General features: G+C 67.8%; 14 protein-coding genes. 9 read left to right on the top strand and 5 right to left on the bottom strand.

Annotated features, from left to right (window positions below):
- The gene (locus ACK4JY_RS09025) at positions 1-2,868 is read right to left on the bottom strand and encodes a monovalent cation/H+ antiporter subunit A (RefSeq protein ID WP_409604859.1); all 2,868 of its coding nucleotides are present in this window, start codon (positions 2,866-2,868) and stop codon (positions 1-3) included.
- 433 nt (positions 2,869-3,301) lie between these two features.
- On the opposite strand from ACK4JY_RS09025, the gene ACK4JY_RS09020 reads away from it, so the two are divergent.
- Together ACK4JY_RS09020 and ACK4JY_RS09015 are read left to right on the top strand one after the other, a co-directional pair.
- Entirely contained in the window at positions 3,302-5,965 is a 2,664-nt protein-coding gene (locus tag ACK4JY_RS09020) for a TonB-dependent receptor (protein WP_409604858.1), read from the top strand.
- A gap of 105 nt (positions 5,966-6,070) precedes the next feature.
- Positions 6,071-7,039 (top strand): magnesium and cobalt transport protein CorA, encoded by a 969-nt coding sequence (locus ACK4JY_RS09015; RefSeq protein ID WP_409604856.1) that lies wholly within the window; start codon positions 6,071-6,073, stop codon positions 7,037-7,039.
- 27 nt (positions 7,040-7,066) lie between these two features.
- On the opposite strand, the gene ACK4JY_RS09010 is transcribed toward ACK4JY_RS09015, so the two are convergent.
- Together ACK4JY_RS09010 and ACK4JY_RS09005 are read right to left on the bottom strand one after the other, a co-directional pair.
- Positions 7,067-10,165, bottom strand: a complete 3,099-nt coding sequence (locus ACK4JY_RS09010; protein ID WP_409604854.1) for an efflux RND transporter permease subunit — start codon at positions 10,163-10,165, stop codon at positions 7,067-7,069.
- Between the two features lie 8 nt (positions 10,166-10,173).
- Positions 10,174-11,319, bottom strand: a complete 1,146-nt coding sequence (locus ACK4JY_RS09005) for an efflux RND transporter periplasmic adaptor subunit (RefSeq protein ID WP_409604852.1) — start codon at positions 11,317-11,319, stop codon at positions 10,174-10,176.
- A gap of 224 nt (positions 11,320-11,543) precedes the next feature.
- Between ACK4JY_RS09005 and lepA the strand changes: the two genes are divergently transcribed.
- Positions 11,544-13,352, top strand: a complete 1,809-nt coding sequence (gene lepA / locus ACK4JY_RS09000; RefSeq protein WP_409604850.1) for a translation elongation factor 4 — start codon at positions 11,544-11,546, stop codon at positions 13,350-13,352.
- Positions 13,353-13,356: 4 nt separating this feature from the next.
- On the opposite strand, the gene ACK4JY_RS08995 is transcribed toward lepA, so the two are convergent.
- The gene (locus ACK4JY_RS08995; protein WP_409604848.1) at positions 13,357-14,169 is read right to left on the bottom strand and encodes a hypothetical protein; all 813 of its coding nucleotides are present in this window, start codon (positions 14,167-14,169) and stop codon (positions 13,357-13,359) included.
- A gap of 69 nt (positions 14,170-14,238) precedes the next feature.
- On the opposite strand from ACK4JY_RS08995, the gene ACK4JY_RS08990 reads away from it, so the two are divergent.
- From ACK4JY_RS08990 to ACK4JY_RS08970, 5 genes are all read left to right on the top strand, one after another.
- Positions 14,239-15,159 (top strand): restriction endonuclease, encoded by a 921-nt coding sequence (locus ACK4JY_RS08990; protein WP_409604846.1) that lies wholly within the window; start codon positions 14,239-14,241, stop codon positions 15,157-15,159.
- Entirely contained in the window at positions 15,156-15,590 is a 435-nt protein-coding gene (locus ACK4JY_RS08985) for a very short patch repair endonuclease (RefSeq protein ID WP_409604844.1), read from the top strand. Before ACK4JY_RS08990 ends, ACK4JY_RS08985 begins: the two co-directional genes overlap by 4 nt.
- Before the next feature lie 11 nt (positions 15,591-15,601).
- Entirely contained in the window at positions 15,602-16,765 is a 1,164-nt protein-coding gene (locus tag ACK4JY_RS08980; protein WP_409604842.1) for a DNA cytosine methyltransferase, read from the top strand.
- Entirely contained in the window at positions 16,762-17,382 is a 621-nt protein-coding gene (locus tag ACK4JY_RS08975) for an Eco29kI family restriction endonuclease (RefSeq protein WP_409604841.1), read from the top strand. The genes ACK4JY_RS08980 and ACK4JY_RS08975 overlap by 4 nt, the downstream gene beginning before the upstream one ends.
- A 149-nt stretch (positions 17,383-17,531) precedes the next feature.
- Positions 17,532-18,134 carry a hypothetical protein gene (locus ACK4JY_RS08970; RefSeq protein ID WP_409604839.1) on the top strand — a complete coding sequence of 201 codons (603 nt, stop codon included), beginning with the start codon at positions 17,532-17,534 and terminating at the stop codon, positions 18,132-18,134.
- A 3-nt stretch (positions 18,135-18,137) separates the two neighbouring features.
- Here the strand turns inward: ACK4JY_RS08970 and ACK4JY_RS08965 are convergent, their stop codons facing one another.
- Positions 18,138-18,833: a Crp/Fnr family transcriptional regulator gene (locus ACK4JY_RS08965; RefSeq protein ID WP_409604837.1), complete on the bottom strand. Its 696-nt coding sequence runs from the start codon at positions 18,831-18,833 to the stop codon at positions 18,138-18,140.
- Between the two features lie 127 nt (positions 18,834-18,960).
- Here ACK4JY_RS08965 and ACK4JY_RS08960 point away from each other — a divergent pair, with 127 nt between their 5' ends.
- Positions 18,961-19,788: an NYN domain-containing protein gene (locus ACK4JY_RS08960; protein WP_409604835.1), complete on the top strand. Its 828-nt coding sequence runs from the start codon at positions 18,961-18,963 to the stop codon at positions 19,786-19,788.
- Positions 19,789-19,841: the final 53 nt, after the last annotated feature.

Raw genomic sequence — 19,841 nt, 5'->3', positions numbered from 1 at the left:
TCATTGGCCGGCCTCCTTCGGCGAGGCGGCGGGTCGGGCGCGCGAGGGGTCGACGTCCATGGCCTCCAGCGACTCCGGCGGCGTCTCCTTCTCGGCGCTCTGCGCCACCCGCGACAGCTGGGCCAGCGCCAGCATCACCGCGCCGATCACCGTCAGGGCCACGCCGATGTCGAACGCCATGGCCGTGGCCAGCTCGAACTCGCCGATCAGCGGCAGGCTGAAATAGTCGAAGGCGCTGGTCAGGAACGGATAGCCGAACAGCAGCGACCCCAGCCCGGTCGCGGCGGCGATCAGCACCCCGGCCCCGATCAGGCTGTGGTGGTCGGCCCGCAGCCTCTGATGGGCGAAGCTGTGACCCGAGCCCATGTACTGCATCAGTATGGCGATCGCGATCACCAGACCGGCGATGAAGCCGCCGCCCGGCTGGTTGTGCCCCCGCAGGAAGATGTACAGCCCCACCGCCACCGCCAGCGGCAGCAGCAGGCGGGTGGCCACCACCAGCATCATCGGATGGTGCTCGGGCGAGCGCACCGTGTCGGGCTTCCACGCCAGCAGCCGCCGGCCGCTGGCCCCGACGCCGACCGTCTCCAGCATCGAGAAGATGCCCAGCGCCGCGATGCCCAGCACGATGATCTCGCCGAAGGTGTCGAAGCCGCGGAAGTCCACCAGGATGACGTTGACGACATTGGTGCCGCCGCCGCCCGAATAGGAATTCTCCCAGAAATAGCCCGAGATGCTGTCCAGCGGCCGGGTCATCACCGCCCAGGCCGCCCCGCCGACGCCGAGGCCGGCGACGCAGGCCAGCGCCCCGTCGCGCACCCGCCGCCACGGCCGGCTCTCGACCGGCGTCGTCTTGGGCAGCAGGTTCAGCGCCAGCAGCATCAGCAGGATGGTCACTACCTCGACCGAGATCTGCGTCAGGGCCAGATCGGGCGCCGACAGGTGGGCGAAGGCCAGCGAAATGACCAGGCCGACGATGCCGATATAGATCAGCGAGACATAGCGCGACCGGTGGGTCAGGACGACCAGCACGGTGGCCGTCACCAGCGCCAGCCAGCCGACCACGGCGGCCGGCGAGGCCGGCACGCCCGGACGCTCGCCGGCGACGTAATCCGCGCTGAAGAAGCCGGCGAAACCGACCACCACCGCCGTGCCGATCAGCGCCGCCATGGCCCGCTGCAGCGAGCCGTTCTGCAGGACGTCGACGCCGCGCCGCGCCAGCGTCGCCGCGCCCTCGACCCCGGCGTCGAACAGGGCCTTGGCCTGCGGCAGCCGCACCGCCTCGAACAGCCTATGCAGGCGGCCGTGCATGACCAGCGCCAGAGCCCCGAGAGCGATGGCCGCCACGCTCATGAACAGGGCCGGCGTGATCCCGTGCCACAGCGACAGATGCACATGCGGCGCGGCTCCGTTTGTCACCGCCCCCGCCACGGCGTCCACCAGCGGCCCGGCGAACAGGGCCGGGGCCAGGCCGATGGCCACGACCAGCGCCGTCAGCACCGCCGGCGGCCCCCACAGACCGACGCCCGGATCATGCGGCGTCTTCGGATAGTCGTCGCGTCGCGGCCCGAAATAGACGTGCACGATGTAGCGCAGCGAATAGGCCACCGACAGCAGCGCGCCCAGCGTCGCCAGCACCGGGAACACCCACGGCTGGCCCAGCCACACCGTATGCGCCGCCTCCTCCAGCATCATCTCCTTGGAGATGAAACCGTTCAGCGGCGGGACCCCCGCCATCGACAGGCCGGCGATCAGCGCCAGGGTCCCGGCGATCGGCATCAGGCCGAACAATCCGCCCAGCCGCCTGATGTCGCGCGTACCCGTCTCGTGGTCGACGATACCGGCGTTGAGGAACAGCGCCGCCTTGAAGGTCGCGTGATTGATGATGTGGAACACCCCGACCAGCGCCGCCATCGGCGTTCCGATGCCGAACAGCATGGTCAGGAAGCCGAGGTGGCTGATGGTCGAATAGGCCAGCAGCCCCTTCAGATCGTCCTTGAACAGCGCCACCCAGGCCGCGAACACCATGGTCACCAGTCCGGTCGTGGCGACGATCAGGAACCAGGCCTCAGTCCCCGCCAGCACCGGCCACAGCCGCGCCAGCATGAAGACCCCGGCCTTCACCATGGTCGCCGAGTGCAGATAGGCGCTGACCGGCGTCGGGGCGGCCATGGCGTGCGGCAGCCAGAAGTGGAACGGGAACTGCGCCGACTTGGTGAAACAGCCGCCGAGGATCAGCAGCAGGGCCGGCAGATACAGCGGCGACGCCTGGATCGCCTCACGCTGTTGCAGGATCACCGTCAGATCGTAGGAGCCGGCGATGTTTCCGAGGATCAGCAGCCCGCCGATCAGCGCCAGACCGCCGCCGCCGGTGACGAACAGCGCCATCCGCGCCCCCTGCCGGGCTTCGGCCGAATGCCGCCAGAAGCCGATCAGCAGGAAGGACGACAGGCTGGTCAGCTCCCAGAAGATCAGCAACAGCAGCACATTGTCCGACAGGACGATGCCCAGCATCGCCCCCTGGAACAGCAGCAGATAGGTGAAGAACCGCCCCATCGGGTCGGCGGCCGCCAGATAGAAGCGGGCATAGATGATGACCAGCAGGCCGATGCCGAGGATCATCCCCGCGAACATCAGGCCCAGCGGATCGAGGAACAGACTGGCGTTCAGTCCCAGCGCCGGAATCCACGGCACGCTGGCCCGGATCGTCTCGCCCGCCATCACCGCCGGGGCCAGAAGTCCCAGAACGATCAGGGCGGCGAGGGTGACGCTCCCGGCCGCCAGCGCCGATGCGTTGCGCCCCAGCCGGATGGCGAGGGCCGGCGCGAGGGCCCCGATCAGCGGGAGAAGGGCGAGCAGAAACAGCAACTATCGGCCTTTGAAAGGTCGGTCGGGCGTGCGGGCGGACGACCTTGATAGAGGCTGCCGCTGCGGATTTCTCCCCCCGGCGGGGATTTTATCCGCGGGCGTGGCGCCGCACCCGGCATGCGCCCCCTCCGCGTCGCCAACCAGCACTCTTGGCAAAGAGGACGATTTCGCCCGTCGTCTGATCCGATACTGGCGTCGCGGGGGCGAATATTGACCTAGCGTCATCGGTTTCTGTCTCTTTTGCGTCACAGTTCCGCTCGCCACGGGCTGGAAATTGCGCCGCCCCGGCGGCCGAAGCTTGTGGCGGAGTCCGGCTTGGATTACCCCGGATGCTGGATTTCCGCGCTTCGACAAGAAGAGCGCGGGTCAGGGATCAGGAAACGCCGCGGCGCCCGCTCATGCGGGACCCCGGCCATTTGTCGGGGAGCCGTCTATGCGCCTTACCAATCTTCTTCGCACCACGGCGTCGGCCGCCGTTGTCGGCGCCGTCGCCTTCGGTTTCGCCGGCGCGGCCTCGGCCCAGGACGGAGCCCAGCAGGGCCCGACCAGCGTCGACGACATCATCGTCACCGCCCAGAAGCGCGAGCAGAACCTCCAGGACGTGCCGATCGTGGTCACGACCCTGTCGCAGGAGACGCTGGAAGGCGCCGGCGTGCGCGACATCAAGGATCTGCAGATCCTGACGCCGGGCCTGATCGTCACCTCGACCACCAATGAATCGGTCACCACCGCCCGCATCCGCGGCGTCGGCACCGTGGCCGACAACCCCGGCATCGAGAGCTCGGTGGGCATCGTCATCGACGGCGTCTACCGCTCGCGCAACGGCGTCGGCTTCGGCGACCTCGGCGAACTGTCGCGCGTCGAGGTGCTGAAGGGCCCGCAGGGCACCCTGTTCGGCAAGAACACCTCGGCCGGCGTCATCAACATCGTTTCCGAGGCCCCGTCCTTCACGCCAGGCTTCGCCGGCGAGGTCACCGCCGGCAACTACGGCGCCTTCGGCGCCTCCGCCTCGGTCACCGGCCCCCTGACCGACCAGATCGCCGGCCGCCTCTACATCGGCCAGCGCGAACGCGAGGGCTTCTACAATGTCACCATCCCCACCGGCGCCGGGCCTTTCCCCAGCGGCCCCCGCACCGAGACCGACGACCAGAACCAGAATTTCTGGACCGCCCGCGGCCAGCTGCTGATCCTGCCCAGCGACGCGGCCTCGATCCGCCTGATCGCCGACTACAGCAAGCGCGACGAATACTGCTGCGTCGCCAGCCAGGTCGTCACCGGCCCGACCGGCGCGATCATCAACGGCTTGACCCCGGGCGGCACCGGCATCCGCGGCCCGATCTCGCCCAACTATGCGGCCTCGACGCCCTTACCGTTCTCGCGCGACGTCTACGCCAATCGCGGCACGGAACAGTCGATCGAGGACATGGGCCTGTCGGCCGAGGCCAACATCGACCTGACGTCCATCAACGCCACCCTGACCTCGATCAGCGCCTGGCGGGACTGGGAGTCGATCAACGGCTCAGACGTCGACTTCTCCGGCGCCGACCTGTTCTACCGCGACGATGACGGCGCCTTCAGCTTTGCGCTCGAGCAGCTCAGCCAGGAGTTGCGCCTGGCCGGTTCGACCGACAGCTTCGACTGGCTGATCGGCGGACTGTACGCCACCGAGGATCTGCAGCGTAACGACAGCTTCCTGTTCGGCCCCGCCGCCAACGGCTATTTCTCGACCCTGCTGGCCAGCGCCGCCGGCTTCCCGGCCCGGGGCGGAACCTTCCTGAGCTGCCTCACGGCCCCCCCTGTGCCGATCCCGGTCGCGCCGGGCGTGACGGTTCCGGCCAACCTCGTGTGCGCCAGCCAGGGCTTCGTCGCTCCGCTCGCTCCGGGCCTCAGCATCGCGGCCGGCTCCGGTTATGAGGACCGCTACTCCCAGACGTCGGAATCCTTCGCCATCTTCACCAACAACACCTGGCGGGTGACCGACCAGTTCGAACTGACCCTTGGCCTTCGCTACACGAAGGAAACCAAAGAGATGTCGACCCTCCAGGACAACATCGGCGGCAATGGCGCGGTCTGCACGGCCGCCCGCGCCAACCCGCTGCTCGCCGGCGGCCAGCCGCTGAACGCCCTCCTCGGCGCCGGTCTCTGCATCAACCAGACCAACCCGGACTTCGACGGCCGGGCCTATACCCAGGAGTTCGAGGACGACGACATCTCGGGCAAGTTCGCGGCCCAGTACCGCTTCAACCCGTCGCTGATGGTCTATGCCTCCTACGCGCGCGGCTTCAAGGCGGGCGGCTTCAACCTCGAGCGCTCGTCGGGCCCGACCGTCGCCGGCAACAGCAACCCGTCGCCGATCGACGACACCTCCTTCGCCTCGGAGACGGTCCAGAGCTACGAACTGGGCTTCAAGAGCACCCTGTTCGACCGTTCGCTGCTGCTGAACGCCACCGCCTACCAGCAGAATTTCGAGAATTTCCAGCTCAACACCTTCGTCAGCCCCAACTTCATCGTTGAGGCCATCCCCGAGCTGGACACCCGCGGCGTCGATCTCGACTTCTTCTGGTTCACCCCGCTTGAAGGCCTGTCCTTCTCGGGCGGCGCGACCTGGACCAAGAGCGAGTACGGCGACTTCACCGCCGCCGACCTGCAGGTGCCGTCGCGCTTCCCCTCGCTCAGCCTGCTGCCGGGCAACACCGTCTCCTTCGCGCCGGAATACACGGCCTCGGCCGCGATGAGCTTCGACCGCTCGATCGGCATGGGCCTGCGCCTCGGCCTGAACCTGTCGGCCAAATACACGACCGAATACAACACCGGCTCGGACCTCCTGCCGGCCAAGATGCAGGACGCCTTCACCCTCGTGAACGGCCGCGTCACCATCGGTTCGGAGAACGACCGCTGGGCCCTCGACGTCTGGGGTCAGAACCTGACGGACGAGGAATACTACCAGGTCGTGTTCAACGGCCCGCTGCAGGGCTCGTCGTTCTCGACCCTCCAGCCGGACGGCACCTACTACAACCCGGCCGCCGACACGACGACCTACAACGCCTTCCTCGGCGCGCCGCGCACCTACGGCGTCACCCTGCGCGTCAAATACTAGACCGTCTCGCCGCAAGGCGGGTCGACCCAGCCGGCCGGGGGAAACCCCGGCCGGTCTTGTTTTGAGCGCTTCTGCCGCGCGTCATTCCACGGTACCCATCCGGCCATGACTGTCGTCGCCGCCCATCTGTACCAGCACGGCCGCCGGGTCCGGCCGGTGAGCATCGACGAGCGGGTCGATTGCCCGGAAGACAAGTCCCAGTTCGTCTGGATCGGCCTCGTCGATCCGACGCCCGAAGAGCTCGGCGCGCTGCAACAGAGCTACGGCCTTCATCCCCTGGCGGTCGAGGACGCCCTCAAGGGCGAACAACTGCCCAAGCTCGACATCTTCGGTGACCAGCTTTTCGTCGTCGCCCGCACGGCCTGGCTGCAGGACGGCGACATCCGATACGGCGAGACGGCGATTTTCGTCGGCCACAGCCACCTGATCAGCGTCCGCCGCACCTCGGGCCGGGGCCACGCCGCCCTGCGCGCCCAGCTGGAGGCCGCCCCGGGCCTGCTCAGCCACGGCGTCGACTATGTCCTGCACGCCATCCTCGACTTCATCGTCGACGGCTATCTGCCGCTCGGCGAGGCGCTTGAGGACGAGGTCCTGGCGATGGAGCAGCGGGCGGTCGATAATTTCCTCGCCCGCGGCGAAATCAACCGCATCTTCGAGATCCGCCGCCAGCTGATCCGCTTCCAGCGCGTGCTGGCCCCGACCGCGGAGGTGGTGGCCAAATTCACCCGCCTCGACCTGCCGGGCATCGACCCCGAGGCGCGGCCCTATTTCAGCGATGTGCTGGACCATGTGCGGCGGGTCCAGACCATGGTCGACGGCCTGCGCGACGTGCTCAGCTCGGTGTTCGAATTCAGCAATCTGCTCGAGCAGCAGCGCACCGGCGCCATCACCCGCCAGCTCGCCGCCTGGGCCGCCATCCTCGCCGTGCCGACGGCGATCGCCGGCATCTACGGGATGAATTTTGAGCACATGCCCGAGCTGGACAGCCGCTGGGGCTATCCCGTGGTGATGGCGGTGATCGTCTCCGCCTGCGCCGCCCTCTACGTGCGCTTCAAGCGGGCGCGCTGGCTCTAGACCCCGGCCCGAAGACCTGGGTCCGGCTCAGGCGTCCGCCGCCGGGGCCGCCGGGACACGGTTCTCTTCGGTCCGCCGCGCCGCGAAGCCGCCGCCGAAGCGCCGCGCGATCCAGCCCGAGATGTCGTCCACGATGGTGAAGATCGCCGGGATGTAGAGCAACGACAGGAAGGTCGACGAGATCAGTCCGCCCAGCACGGCGATGGCCATGGGCGAGCGGAACTCGACGTCGGCGCCCCAGCCGATGGCGATCGGCACCATGCCGGCGCCCATGGCGAAGGTGGTCATGAGAATGGGCCGCGCCCGCTTGTGGGCGGCGTCCATGATGGCGTCGTAGCGGCTCATCCCGCCCTGTTCGGCGATGATCACATAGTCGACCAGCAGGATCGAGTTCTTGGCCGCGATCCCCATCAGCATCAGCACCCCGATCAGGGCCGACAGGCTGAAGTTTGTGCTGGAGATGACCAGGCCGATGATCGCCCCGCCGACCGCCAGCGGCAGCGCCGCCATGATGGTGACCGGATAGGCGAAGCTTTTGAACAGCAGCACCAGCACGGCGTACATCAGCAGGATGCCCGAGATGAAGGCCACGGCGAAGCCCATGATCATCTCCTGGATGAACTCGGCGTCCCCGGCCGGCACCTGACGCACCCCTTCGGGCAGGTTTTGCACCGAGGGCAGGGCCTGCACCGCCGTGCCGGCGGCGCCCGTGGCGATGCCGTCCAGCTCGGCCGTGATCGAGGCCACGCGCGAGCGGTCCTGACGGCTGACCGTCGCCGGGCCGCCGCCGAAGGCGATGTCGGCGACCGCGCCCAGCGGCACCGTGCCGCCGCCGGCGGTCGGCACCTGCAGGGTCTGCAGCACCGACAGATCCTCGCGCGCCTCGGCGGTCAGCTGCAGCCGGATCGGCACCTGACGGTCGCCCAGATTGTATTTCGGCAGGTTCTGCTCGACGTCGCCGATGGTGGCGACGCGCACGGCCTGGGAGATGGCCCCGGTCGAGACGCCGGCGAGGGCGGCCTCGTCCGGACGCGGGGTGACCAGCAGTTCCGGCCGGGCGATGGCCGCCGAGTTGACCACATTGGCCAGACCCGGGACGGCGCGCATCTCCTGTTCGACCGCCCTCGCGGCGGCCGTCAGGGTGTCCGGGTCGTCGCCCAGAATGGAGAAGGTATAGCTGGTGCCGTCGCCGGGCCCGCCGCCCTGCTGGGCGATGCCGGCGCGGATGCGGATGCCGGGGATGGCCTTCAGCTCGTCGACCATGGTGCGGGCGAAGGCCTGCTGACTCAGGTCGCGGTCGCCCTTGGGCACCATGTCGGCGTAGATATTGGCCTGGTTGACGTCTTGTCCGCCGATCGCGGCATAGACCGAGGTCACCTCCGGCCGGTTCTCCAGCACCGTGGTGATGCGCTGGACCATGTCGTCGGTCTGCCGCAGCGTCGATCCGGGCGGCAGCTCGACCTGGAAGGAGGCGCGCGACTCGTCGCCGGCCGACATGAATTCGAACGACAGCGAGGTCGCCACGGCCAGCACGATCGACAGCACCAGGAAGGCGAAACCGCTGACGAATACCTTCCACCGGTTGGCCAGCGACCAGCGCAGGGCCTTCAGATAGTTGTTCATCCACGGCGGATCGCGATCCTCGTGATTGCTGTGTTTCAGCATATAGGCGGCCATCAGCGGCGTCAGCGTCCGCGCCACGACCAGCGAGAAGGCCACCGAGACGCAGGCCGCCAGGGCGAAGGCCTTGAAGAACTGGCCGATGATGCCCGGCATGAAGCCGACCGGGGCGAACACGGCGATGATGGTCGAGGTCGTGGCGACAACGGCGAGGCCGATCTCGTCGGCCGCCTCCATTGACGCCGCATAGGGCGACTTGCCGTCGCGCATGTGCCGGACGATGTTCTCGATCTCGACGATGGCGTCGTCGACGAGGATGCCGATGGTCAGCGACAGGGCCAGCAGCGTCACCACGTTCAGCGACTGGTCCATCGGCCCGAGGATGGCGAAGGTCGGGATCAGCGACATCGGCATGGCCACGGCGGCGATCACCGTCGCCCGCCAGTCGCGCAGGAAGATGAACACCACGATCACGGCGAGGAAGGCGCCCAGCGCCAGCGCCTCCAGCGACGCCAGATAGCTCTCCTCGATATACTGGACGCTGGAGGTGACCTGCGAGATGGTCAGCTCCGGATGGGCCTCGTCGATGCGGGCGACCTCCGCGCGCACCTTCTCCGCCACCGTGACCTCGCTGGCCTCGCGCGAGCGCAGGAAGTTGAAGGTCACCGCCTCCTGGCCGTTGTAGCGGGCCAGACGGCGCGGCTCGGTCCATTTGTCCTCGACCGTGCCCAGATCGCCCAGCCGCACGGTGCGGCCGTCGCCCAGCGGCACCAGGGTCTGGCGCAGCTGTTCGATCGAATTGGCGGCGCCCAGCGTCCGGATCGCCCGTTCCGAGCCGGCCACGGTGACCCGCCCGCCGGGCAGGTCGCTGTTCACATTGGTCAGGGCCTGGCTGACCGCCGCCGCCGTGACGCCGAACGAGGCGAGGCGGTCCGGATCCAGCTCGACCCGGATCTCGCGATCCACACCGCCCGAGCGGTTGACCTCGCCGACCCCGCCCAACGCCAGCAGCGACCGGCTCATCTCATTGTCGACGAACCAGCTGATCTGCTCCGGCGACATGGTCTGCGAGCGCACGACCCATGTGATCAGGGCGTCGCCGGTGATGTCGATGCGCTGCACCGACGGCTCCTGCATGTCCTGCGGCAGCGAGCCGCGCACGCCGCTCATGGCGTTGCGCACGTCGTTGGTGGCGCGCTCGGTGTCGGTGCCCAGCTCGAACTCGATCGTCGTCATCGAGACGCCGTCGTTGATGTTCGAATAGATGTGGCGGACGCCCGACAGGCCCGAGATCGAATCCTCGATCAGCCGGGTGACCTGCACCTCCATCTCGGCCGGGGCCGCCCCGGGCCGCGCCGCCGTCACCGCCACCAGCGGGAAGTCGATGTCGGGGTTGTTGTTGATCCGCATGCCCGAGAAGCCGACGACCCCGGCGAGGGTCAGCAGGGCGAACAGCAGCAGGATCGGAATGGGATTCCGGATCGACCAGGAGGAGATGTTGCGCATCGGTCGGCCTATCGGCTCGTCTTGGCGGGCGCGGCCGGCGCCGCTGCGGGAGCCGGGGAGGCGCGCGGGGCGACGATCCGCACCGTGTCCCCGTCGCCGAGGAAGCCCGCCCCCTCGACCACGACCCGCGAACCGGCCGGCAGGCCCTCGACGGCGGTGCGCGTGTCGGTGCGCGACAGCACCGTCACCGGCTGGAACCGCACCGTCGCGCCGGTGGCCATGACGAACACCCCGGCCTTGTTGTCGCGATACAGCAGGGCGGCGGTCGGCACGGTCATGGCCGGCTGGTCGCCGACCTCGATGCTGGCCCGGGCGAACATGCCGGGGCGCAGGGCGCCCGGGGCGGTCAGGGCGATGCGGGCCACGCCCAGACGGGTCTGGGCGTCGACCTCTGGGGTGACGATGCGCACCCGGCCGGTCGTCTGGCCCGCCTGGTCCGAGGTGACCACCGCGGTCTGGCCGGCGCGGACCAGACCCAGCTGGGTCTCGGGAATGCGCGCGTCCAGCTCCAGCCGGCCATCGCGGACGATGCGGAACAGCTCCTCGCCGGCGGTGATGATCTGGCCGCGGGTGACGCTGCGGCTGATCACCAGACCCGACACCGGAGCCTTGATGGTCGCCTGCGACAGCCGCGTGCGGGTCTCCGACAGCGAGGCGCGGGCGGCGGCCAGATTGGCCTGGGCCGAGCGCTGGTTGGCCAGGGCCGTGTCCAGCGAGGCCTGACTCAGGAAGCCGCGCTCCTTCAGCTCCTGGGCCCGGCCCAGCGCCGCGTCGTCGCGGGCGACATTGGCCTCGGCCGTCTGCACCGCCGCCTGCTGCTGGCGCAGCTGGGCCCGCAGCAGGGCGTCGTTCATCTGCACCAGCGGCTGGCCCTGCCGCACATAGCTGCCCTCGTCGACGAACACCCCGGTCGCCGTCAGCCCGCCGGCCTCGGCCCCGACCGGCACCTCTTCCCATGCCGACACCGTGCCCGAGGCGGACACCGTCCGCGCCAGGTTCTCCGTCAGCGCCGGCTGGACCGTGACCGCCTGGCCGCCGGCCGGCGCCTCTTCCTTCTTGTTCTCCGTGCTGTGATCGCAGGCGGCCAGCAACAGGCTCGCGGCCATCAGGACGGCGAGGCCGCCGGCGCGGGTCTTGTCGAGAGTGATCGTCACGTCTGATCCCCTTGGGCTGCGCGGAGGGGGAGCCGCGGGCCGGGTGTTCGGGTCGCCCGTCCTGGGCGCCCGGTCATCAGCCGTTGAATAGCGGTTTAGCGCCCGCTTCTCAAACGACATTACGGGCCTTACGCCGAAGTAATCCGCCTCTGATTTCAGCGATGAAACATCCCGGAGCAGCGTCCGCGTTGGCGATCCGGCCCCGCCGTGCTACCGGCGCGGCCATGACGACCCCTCCCATCGAACGCATCCGCAATTTTTCCGTGGTCGCCCACATCGACCACGGCAAATCGACCCTCTCCGACCGCCTGATTCAGTTCACGGGCGGACTGACCGCGCGTGAGATGTCGGCGCAAGTCCTTGATAATATGGATATTGAGAAGGAGCGGGGGATCACCATCAAGGCGCAGACCGTGCGCCTGAACTACAAGGCCAAGGACGGCCTCGACTACGTCCTCAACCTGATGGACACCCCGGGCCACGTCGACTTCGCCTATGAGGTCTCGCGCTCATTGGCCGCCTGCGAGGGCTCCCTGCTGGTCGTTGACGCCTCCCAGGGCGTGGAAGCCCAGACCTTGGCCAATGTCTATCAGGCGATCGACAACAATCACGAGATCGTCCCCGTCCTCAACAAGATCGACCTGCCCGCGGCCGAGCCCGAGCGGGTGCGCCAGCAGATCGAGGACGTCATCGGCATCGACGCCTCCGAGGCCGTCCTGTGCAGCGCCAAGTCCGGCATCGGCATCGAGGATGTGCTGGAAGCCATCGTCACCCGCCTGCCGGCTCCCAAGGGCGACCCCGACGCCCCGCTGAAGGCCCTGCTGGTCGACGCCTGGTACGACCCCTACCTCGGCGTCGTCGTCCTCGTCCGCGTCTTCGACGGCACCCTGCGCACCGGCCAGCGCGTCAAGATGATGCAGAACGGCTCGACCCATCTGATCGACCGCGTCGGCGTCTTCCTGCCCAAGAACACCCCGGTCGACCAGCTCGGCCCCGGCGAGGTCGGCTTCATCACCGCCCAGATCAAGGAGGTCGCCCACGCCGCCGTCGGCGACACCATCACCGACGAGAAGAAGCCGACCGCCGAACCGCTCAAGGGCTTCAAGGAGGTCCAGTCCGTCGTCTTCTGCGGCCTGTTCCCGGTCGACGCCGCCGATTTCGAGGACCTGCGCGCCGCCATCGGCCGCCTGCGCCTTAACGACGCCAGCTTCACCTACGAGATGGAGTCCTCGGCCGCCCTCGGCTTCGGCTTCCGCTGCGGCTTCCTCGGCCTCCTGCATCTGGAGATCATCCAGGAGCGGCTCAGCCGCGAGTTCAATCTCGACCTGATCGCGACCGCCCCCTCGGTGGTCTACAAGATCGCCCTGCGCGACGGCTCCGAGATCGAGCTGCACAACCCGGCCGACCTGCCCGACGTGATGCAGATCATGGAAATCAGCGAGCCGTGGATCAAGGCGACCATCCTGACCCCCGACGAATACCTCGGCGGCGTCATCAAGCTGTGCCAGGACCGCCGCGGCGCCCAGGTCGAGCTCAGCTACGTCGGCAGCCGCGCCCTCGTCGTCTACGAACTGCCGCTCAACGAGGTCGTCTTCGACTTCTACGACCGCCTCAAATCCATCTCGAAGGGCTACGCCTCGTTCGACTATGAGCTCAGCGAGTACAAGGTCGGCGACCTGGTCAAGATGAACATCCTCGTCAACGCCGAGCCGGTCGACGCCCTTTCCATGCTGGTCCACCGCGGCCGCGCCGAGATGCGCGGGCGCAGCATGGTCGAGAAGATGAAGGAGCTGATCCCGCCCCACCTGTTCGTCATCCCGATCCAGGCCGCCATCGGCGGCAAGATCATCGCCCGCGAGACCGTCCGCGCCCTGCGCAAGGACGTGACCAGCAAATGCTACGGCGGCGACGCCACCCGCAAGAAGAAGCTGCTCGAGAAGCAGAAGGCCGGCAAGAAGCGCATGCGCCAGTTCGGCAAGGTCGAGATCCCGCAGGAGGCGTTCATCGCGGCGCTGAAGATGGATGAGGATTGAGGGCTTAAACGGTCAAGCCCCGTTGCCTGAGAAAGTCGGCGAGGCGCACGACAATGACCTCGATCTGCTGATGGTAGAAGAAACAGATTTCCGACAGTTGGTGAGCGGTTAGCCTTACTTTCGCTCCCAACTTAAATCGCTCAGAGCGCTCCTCAATACGCATCATCACTTGAGCTCCGTCCGGCTGCTCAACCCGTACCAGTCCCGCAAACGGGCGTTCCTCATTGCCTTCCTTGATGTAGGTCTGAGGAGCAAACCAATGCACCCGAAGCGTTTCGTCTTCATTTGTGTGCTGGACGCAAACGACACCCCTAGTGTGCGTCAGCGCGTTTCGTGCCAGACTAAGGCTACGGTGGGGAGAGGCGTCGAGATCAGCGCCAATGGCCTCGGCTACTCTTGCGAGCTTCTTTCCAGCGTTGGTCGCCATGCGGAATTTTTGGTCGAACAGAACCTCCGACATATCCACAGCCTGCTCATGGCGATCCATAATTTGGATGACATCCCAAGCGTCATCCAAAAACAGGCTTAAATACTGATCTAGCTCCTTGAGGGCACTCCCAACGATCCATGCTTCGTATTCAGAAGCCACCGATTCTCTGATCTCATCCGGCAACGGGTCCGGCATGAACTGATAGGTAAACGTCTCTCCGAGCGTGACGGAGTCTGGCGGCCCCTCTAATGTAGTTCTTAGCCCGAGCCCGAGAAAGCAGGACGCTCGCCGGACGCCGACGTGACCAACCTCCCGTAGTGCATTCAGGTCCACCGCAATCTCGATGCGTTGATCATCCGGCCGGTGAGCTATCTTAAAAGTCGACACGATGATCTCCGGTCAGAGAGGCAGCAGCCTGCTCATTGCGCAAGAAACTGGCGCTGCTAGGATTCGCTTATGCCGCTCACGTCAAAAGAATATACGGTTGTCGAGGACCTTGCCGACCTTCTCTATGATTTTCTCCCGGCGAGCGGAAATACGTCCACGTCGTTCCCGATCGCTGCGCGCATGGCGGGAGTCGGTGAGCTTTGGAGCCTCGAGTATAGTAAGCGGCCAGCTATTGTCGGTCTTCTGACACGCACACTTCTCACCAAGAGAGATCGGTTGCCGTCGTTGATGCTCTGCGTCGCTCGGCAGTCGATGACTTGGCGAAAGCGGAAGGGAAATCCGCTCACGCGCGCAGAAGCCGACCGGCTCAATGACCTGCTTCTAGCCTTAGGCTTTCGGGTCAAGGACTTGGCCAGCGATGCATTTCTGAAAGGCTTGGCTGGCATTCCCGAGCCGATTCAAACTCCGAACGAAGCGCCGGTGATCAAGGAAGTGCCTTGGGCCGACCACGCGGACCGATTGAGCTCACAACTGCTCGCCCTCAATGCGGTGGCTCCGCATGAGCGAGGATACGCGTTTGAGCGATTTCTTACCGACCTGTTTAGTGTCGCCGGATTGGCCCCTCGTTCCGCCTTCAGATTGGTGGGAGAACAAATCGACGGAAGCTTCCAATTCGAGAGCCAGACCTATCTGGTCGAGGCTAAGTGGCACGCAGTTCGAACTGGTCAACAAGACCTCCTCGCCTTTGGAGGCAAGGTTGATGGAAAGGCTATTTGGACCCGAGGCTTATTCGTCAGTTACAGTGGCTTCTCTTCGGACGGACTTGCCGCTTTCTCTAGGGGGCGCCGAACAAACATCATATGTTTGGAAGGCTTGGACCTCATCGAAATGCTTCGCGGTCAGACCAAGCTCTCTGACCTTCTGGCTGCAAAGGCGCGTAGAGCGTCGGAAACAAATCAGGCGTTTGTCCCGTATCGCGACCTGTTTTGAAGAACCCACCCGCCCGTAGGGACCCGCTTACGGACACCCAACGCTCCGAACGCATGTCCCGCGTCCGCGGCAAGAACACCGGCCCCGAGCTCACCGTCCGCCGCCTGATCCACGCCCTCGGCTACCGCTTCCGCCTGCACCGCCGCGACCTGCCCGGCACGCCCGACCTGGTCTTCGCCGGCCGGCGCAAGGTCGTCTTCGTCCACGGTTGTTTCTGGCATCGGCATCCCGATCCGGACTGCAAGCTGGCGCGGATGCCCAAATCGCGGCAGGAATTCTGGAAGCCGAAGCTGGAGGGGAATCGCGCCCGCGATCTCCGCCACGAGGCGGCGCTGACGGACGCGGGCTGGGGCGTGATGACGATCTGGGAATGCGAACTGCGGGACGCCGCTTCACTCGAGAACAGAATTAGAACATTCTTGGACTCATGAGCCAGGGTCACATGAAATCCATCGAACTGTTCGCCGGCGCCGGGGGGCTGGGCATCGGCCTGCACCGCGCCGGCTTCCACCCTGTGAAGGTGGTCGAGCGCGACGTCTGGTGCTGCGACACCATTCGCGCCAACCAGACGCTGGCCGGCTCCGTCGTGACCGACTGGCTGCTGGAGCAGGGCGACGTCCGCCAGGTCGATTTCCGCGAGCACGAGGGCAGGGTCGACCTGATCTCGGGCGGTCCGCCGTGCCAGCCGTTCTCGATGGGCGGCAAGCACAGGGCTTACGACGACGCCCGGGACATGTTCCCGGAGGCCGTCCGCGCCGTGCGCGAGGCCAAGCCTCGGGCCTTCGTGTTCGAGAACGTCAAGGGCCTGACCCGGGCCAGCTTCCAGAACTATTTCGAATACATCCAGCTGCAGATGCGCCACCCCGAGGTCGTCGCGCGTCCGGGCGAGGACTGGACCGATCACCATGTCCGGCTGGAGCAGCACGAGACCTCCGGCTCGCGCGACGGCCTGCACTATCATCTGGTGACGCGGCTGTTGAACGCGGCCAATCACGGCGTGCCGCAGCGGCGCGAGCGGGTGCTGTTCGTTGGCTTCCGCTCGGACTTCGCCGAGGAATGGCATTTCCCGAGGGAACTGCACACGGCCGAGGCCCTGATCTGGGACCAGTATGGCGACGGCGCCTATTGGGACCGGCACCGGGTGGCGACGAAGGACCGGCCGGACAACCCTACCCTCAAGGCGCGGGCCGCGCGGCTGGGCGAAAAGCCCGCCGGCCTGCCGTGGAAGACGGTCCGCGACGCGATCGCCGACCTGCCCGATCCCGAGCACCAGCCGGACAAGGCGCGCGGCGTCGCCAACCACCGCTTCCAGCCCGGCGCCCGCAGCTACGCCGGCCACACCGGCAGCCCGCTGGACGAACCGGCCAAGACCCTGAAGGCCGGCGTCCACGGCGTGCCCGGCGGCGAGAACATGCTGCTGAAGCCGTCGGGCGAGGTGCGCTATTTCACCGTCCGCGAAAGCGCGCGCTTGCAGACCTTCCCGGATGACTATGTATTCCAGGGCTCGTGGTCGGAAACGATGCGGCAGTTGGGGAACGCGGTGCCGGTGCGCTTGGCGGAGATCGTCGGACGGGATGTCGAACGGGCGCTGAGGTTCGCCGCGTGACGGAACCGTATAATCCGCTCGACAAGCTGAACCTCGCGCGGAGCATCGAAGTCGAACTGCTGAGCCGCCCGAAGCAGCCGATGGCGGACCTCGGCGCCATCGCCGGAGCCGGGGTGTACGCGATCTACTACACCGGGCCCTTCGCCGCCTATGCGGCCATCGCGGACGGGGGCCGGCCGATCTATGTCGGCAAGGCCATTCCCAAGGGCGGTCGCAAGGGCGGTCTGTCGGTGAACACCGGGGTGGGGCGCGCGCTTCAGGATCGGCTGCGGCAGCACGCGGCCAGCATCGACCAGGCCGTCAATCTGGAGATCACCGACTTTCAGACGCGCAGTCTGGTGGTCGACGACATCTGGATCCCGCTGGGCGAGAACATGCTGATCGAGAGCTTCCAGCCCGTCTGGAACGTCGTGATCGACGGCTTTGGCAACAAGACGCCCGGCGCCCGACGGGCCACGCAGTATCGCTCGCCCTGGGATGTGCTGCACCCCGGACGATCCTTCGCCGAAATGCTCGCGGCCCATCCGCAGCCGGCGGAGGTGTTCGAGCAGCGGGTCGCGGACTTCTTCGCGGGCGAGGCGGTTCCGCTGGTCTCGCCAGAGGATCAGGACGAGTAGAGCCGTCAAGCCGAGCCGCTCGCTGCTCCACCCCTTCACCGCTTCGCGGTCCCCCTCCCCATCGGAGAGGGGGAGGGGACGACCGGGGGCGATCGAATTTCTACCCCTACGTCCGCTTCTGACGCATCCGCCCCTTACCCTCCCGCGTCATGACCGACCTCGCCCCGCTTCCCGCCGCCGTCCCGCTGCCAACCCCGCCGGCCGAGGACCGCCCCGCCCACTACCGCCTCTCCTCCGAGACCTGGGCGCTCATCCTCGCCGAGTATCGCGCCGGGGCCACCGCGCCCTTGCTATCGCGCAAATGGCGGGTGTCCGAGCACGCCCTTCGCCGCCGCATCACCCGCCACAACGCCACCAAGCGCGACTGGGGCGACGCCCAGGCGATCGGCCAGGCCCTCGCCCGCGAGGCCGAGCTGGACGAGGCGCGGCGCAACAGCCCCGAGGCGGTGGCGGCGCGGCTGTTCGAGGGCGTCGATCCCCCGGAGGACCCCGCCGACCCCGCCGCCCTCGCGCGGCTGGCGGTGCTGGCCTCGGGCCGGGCCATGACCGGCCGGCTGTGGGCCGAGGCGCGGGCGCTGGCCGGGCTGGCCGAGAGCTATGCGCGGCTGGCCGACCGGGCCGGGCGCGGCGGCGACAATTGGAACACGCCCGAGCCCGACGCGGCCGCCTTCGAGGCGGTGCGGCGCAAGGTGCTGGGGTGGGACGGCGAACGATACGGCGAGGCGGCGGGCGCGGCCGACCCCGCCCCCTGACCCCTACGGCATCACCCCCGCCGCCTCGATCCGCCGCCGCTCCATGGCGTAGCATTCGCACGCCAGCCCCTCCAGCGCGCCCCGGTCCAGCACGCTGACCACCCCGCGCGCATAGCGGATCGCCCCCGCCGCCTTCAGCTGGCTGGCCGCATCATTGACCGTGGTCCGCTGCGCCCCCAGCAGCCCGCCCAGCTCCTCCTGCGTCATCTGCAGCTTGACCCCCGGCCCCAGATCGCTGGCCAGCAACAGCCAGCGCGCCACCCGCGGCAGCACCTTGTGCCGGGCGTTGCAGGCCGCATGCTGCACCGCCTGCATCTGATACACATGCGACAGCCGCAGCAGCCCGTCGCGCAGCGTCGCGCTCTCCCCCTGCCGCGCCCGCACCACCTCGGCGGCGATCACATACAGCCCGCCGCCGGCCCGGACCGACACCTCCCAGCCGCACGGCATCCCGGCCATGAACGGGGCCAGGCCCGACAGCCCCTCGCGCCCGATCACCGCCGTCTCGACCGCCGAGCCGTCCGAGAACCGCACCAGATTGACCAGCTGCGCCGTGACCGGAAAATGCAGCTGCGGGATCGGCCCGTCCTGTTCGATCAGCACCTGCCCCGACGCCGTCTCCGCCGCGCGCAGATGCGGCCGCAGCGCCGCCTCGTCGTCCGGCGCCAGGCTGTCGAGAAAGTGGTTGCCGTAGCTCATGGGTCGCTCCTGTGAAGCTGCACAACGCCGCACCGCCCGAATGGCTGCGCTGGCCCCCGCCGCCCCCGCTTGACCCTTTCCCGCCGCCGCGCGACACACCGGCTCCAGCCGCAGGGACCGAACCATCATGGCGACCGACACGCTCAAAGCCGCCGACCGCGCCCCCCGCCTGGCCGTGCTGATCGACGCCGAGAACGCCTCGCCACGCATCGCCGAGGCCCTGTTCACCGAGATCGCCACCCTCGGCGAGGCCTCGGCCCGGCGCATCTACGGCGACTTCTCCAGCGCCCAGCTGGCCGGCTGGACCAAGGTCCTCGCCCGCTTCGCCATCCAGCCGCAGCAGAATTTCGCCAACACCAAGGGCAAGAACTCCGGCGACATCGCCCTCGTCATCGACGGCATGGACCTGCTGCATTCGGGCCGGTTCGACGGCTTCTGCCTCGTCTCCTCCGACGCCGACTTCACCCGTCTGGCCTCGCGCATCCGGGAGGAGGGGGTCGACGTCTACGGCTTCGGCGAGCGCAAGACGCCCGAAAGCTTCCGCCAGGCCTGCACCCGCTTCATCTACACCGAGAACCTCAGCGCCCCGCTCGCCGGGACCGTGGCCGCCCCCGCCGCGGAAGACGAGGCCGCCGCCGCGCCGAAGCGCGCCCGCCGCCCCGTCGCCGACGCGACCGCCGCCGCCCCGGCGGTCCGGGCCGAGCCCGCCGCCCCCGGCAAACGCCCCCCGTCCGAGGCCGCCCGCCTGATCGCCTCGGTCATCGCCGACATGGACGAGGACGGCGACGGCTGGGTCAACGCCGGCGGCATCGCCAACCGCCTGCGCAACGCCTACCCGGACTTCGACCAGCGCTCGTACGGCTACGCCAAGCTGTCGGACCTGATCCGGGGGACGGGGCGGTTCGAGGTGGAGACGGGCAGCGGCGGGGCGATGAGGGTACGGGACCGGGCGTAGGGGGCGACGCTCCGGTAGGTATCCGGAAAGCTGTTCATGATCAGGTTGTTCCT

Source organism: Brevundimonas sp. (assembly GCF_046295595.1).
Taxonomy (GTDB): Bacteria; Pseudomonadota; Alphaproteobacteria; order Caulobacterales; family Caulobacteraceae; genus Brevundimonas.
This window is presented reverse-complemented; position numbering and strand designations above follow the sequence as displayed.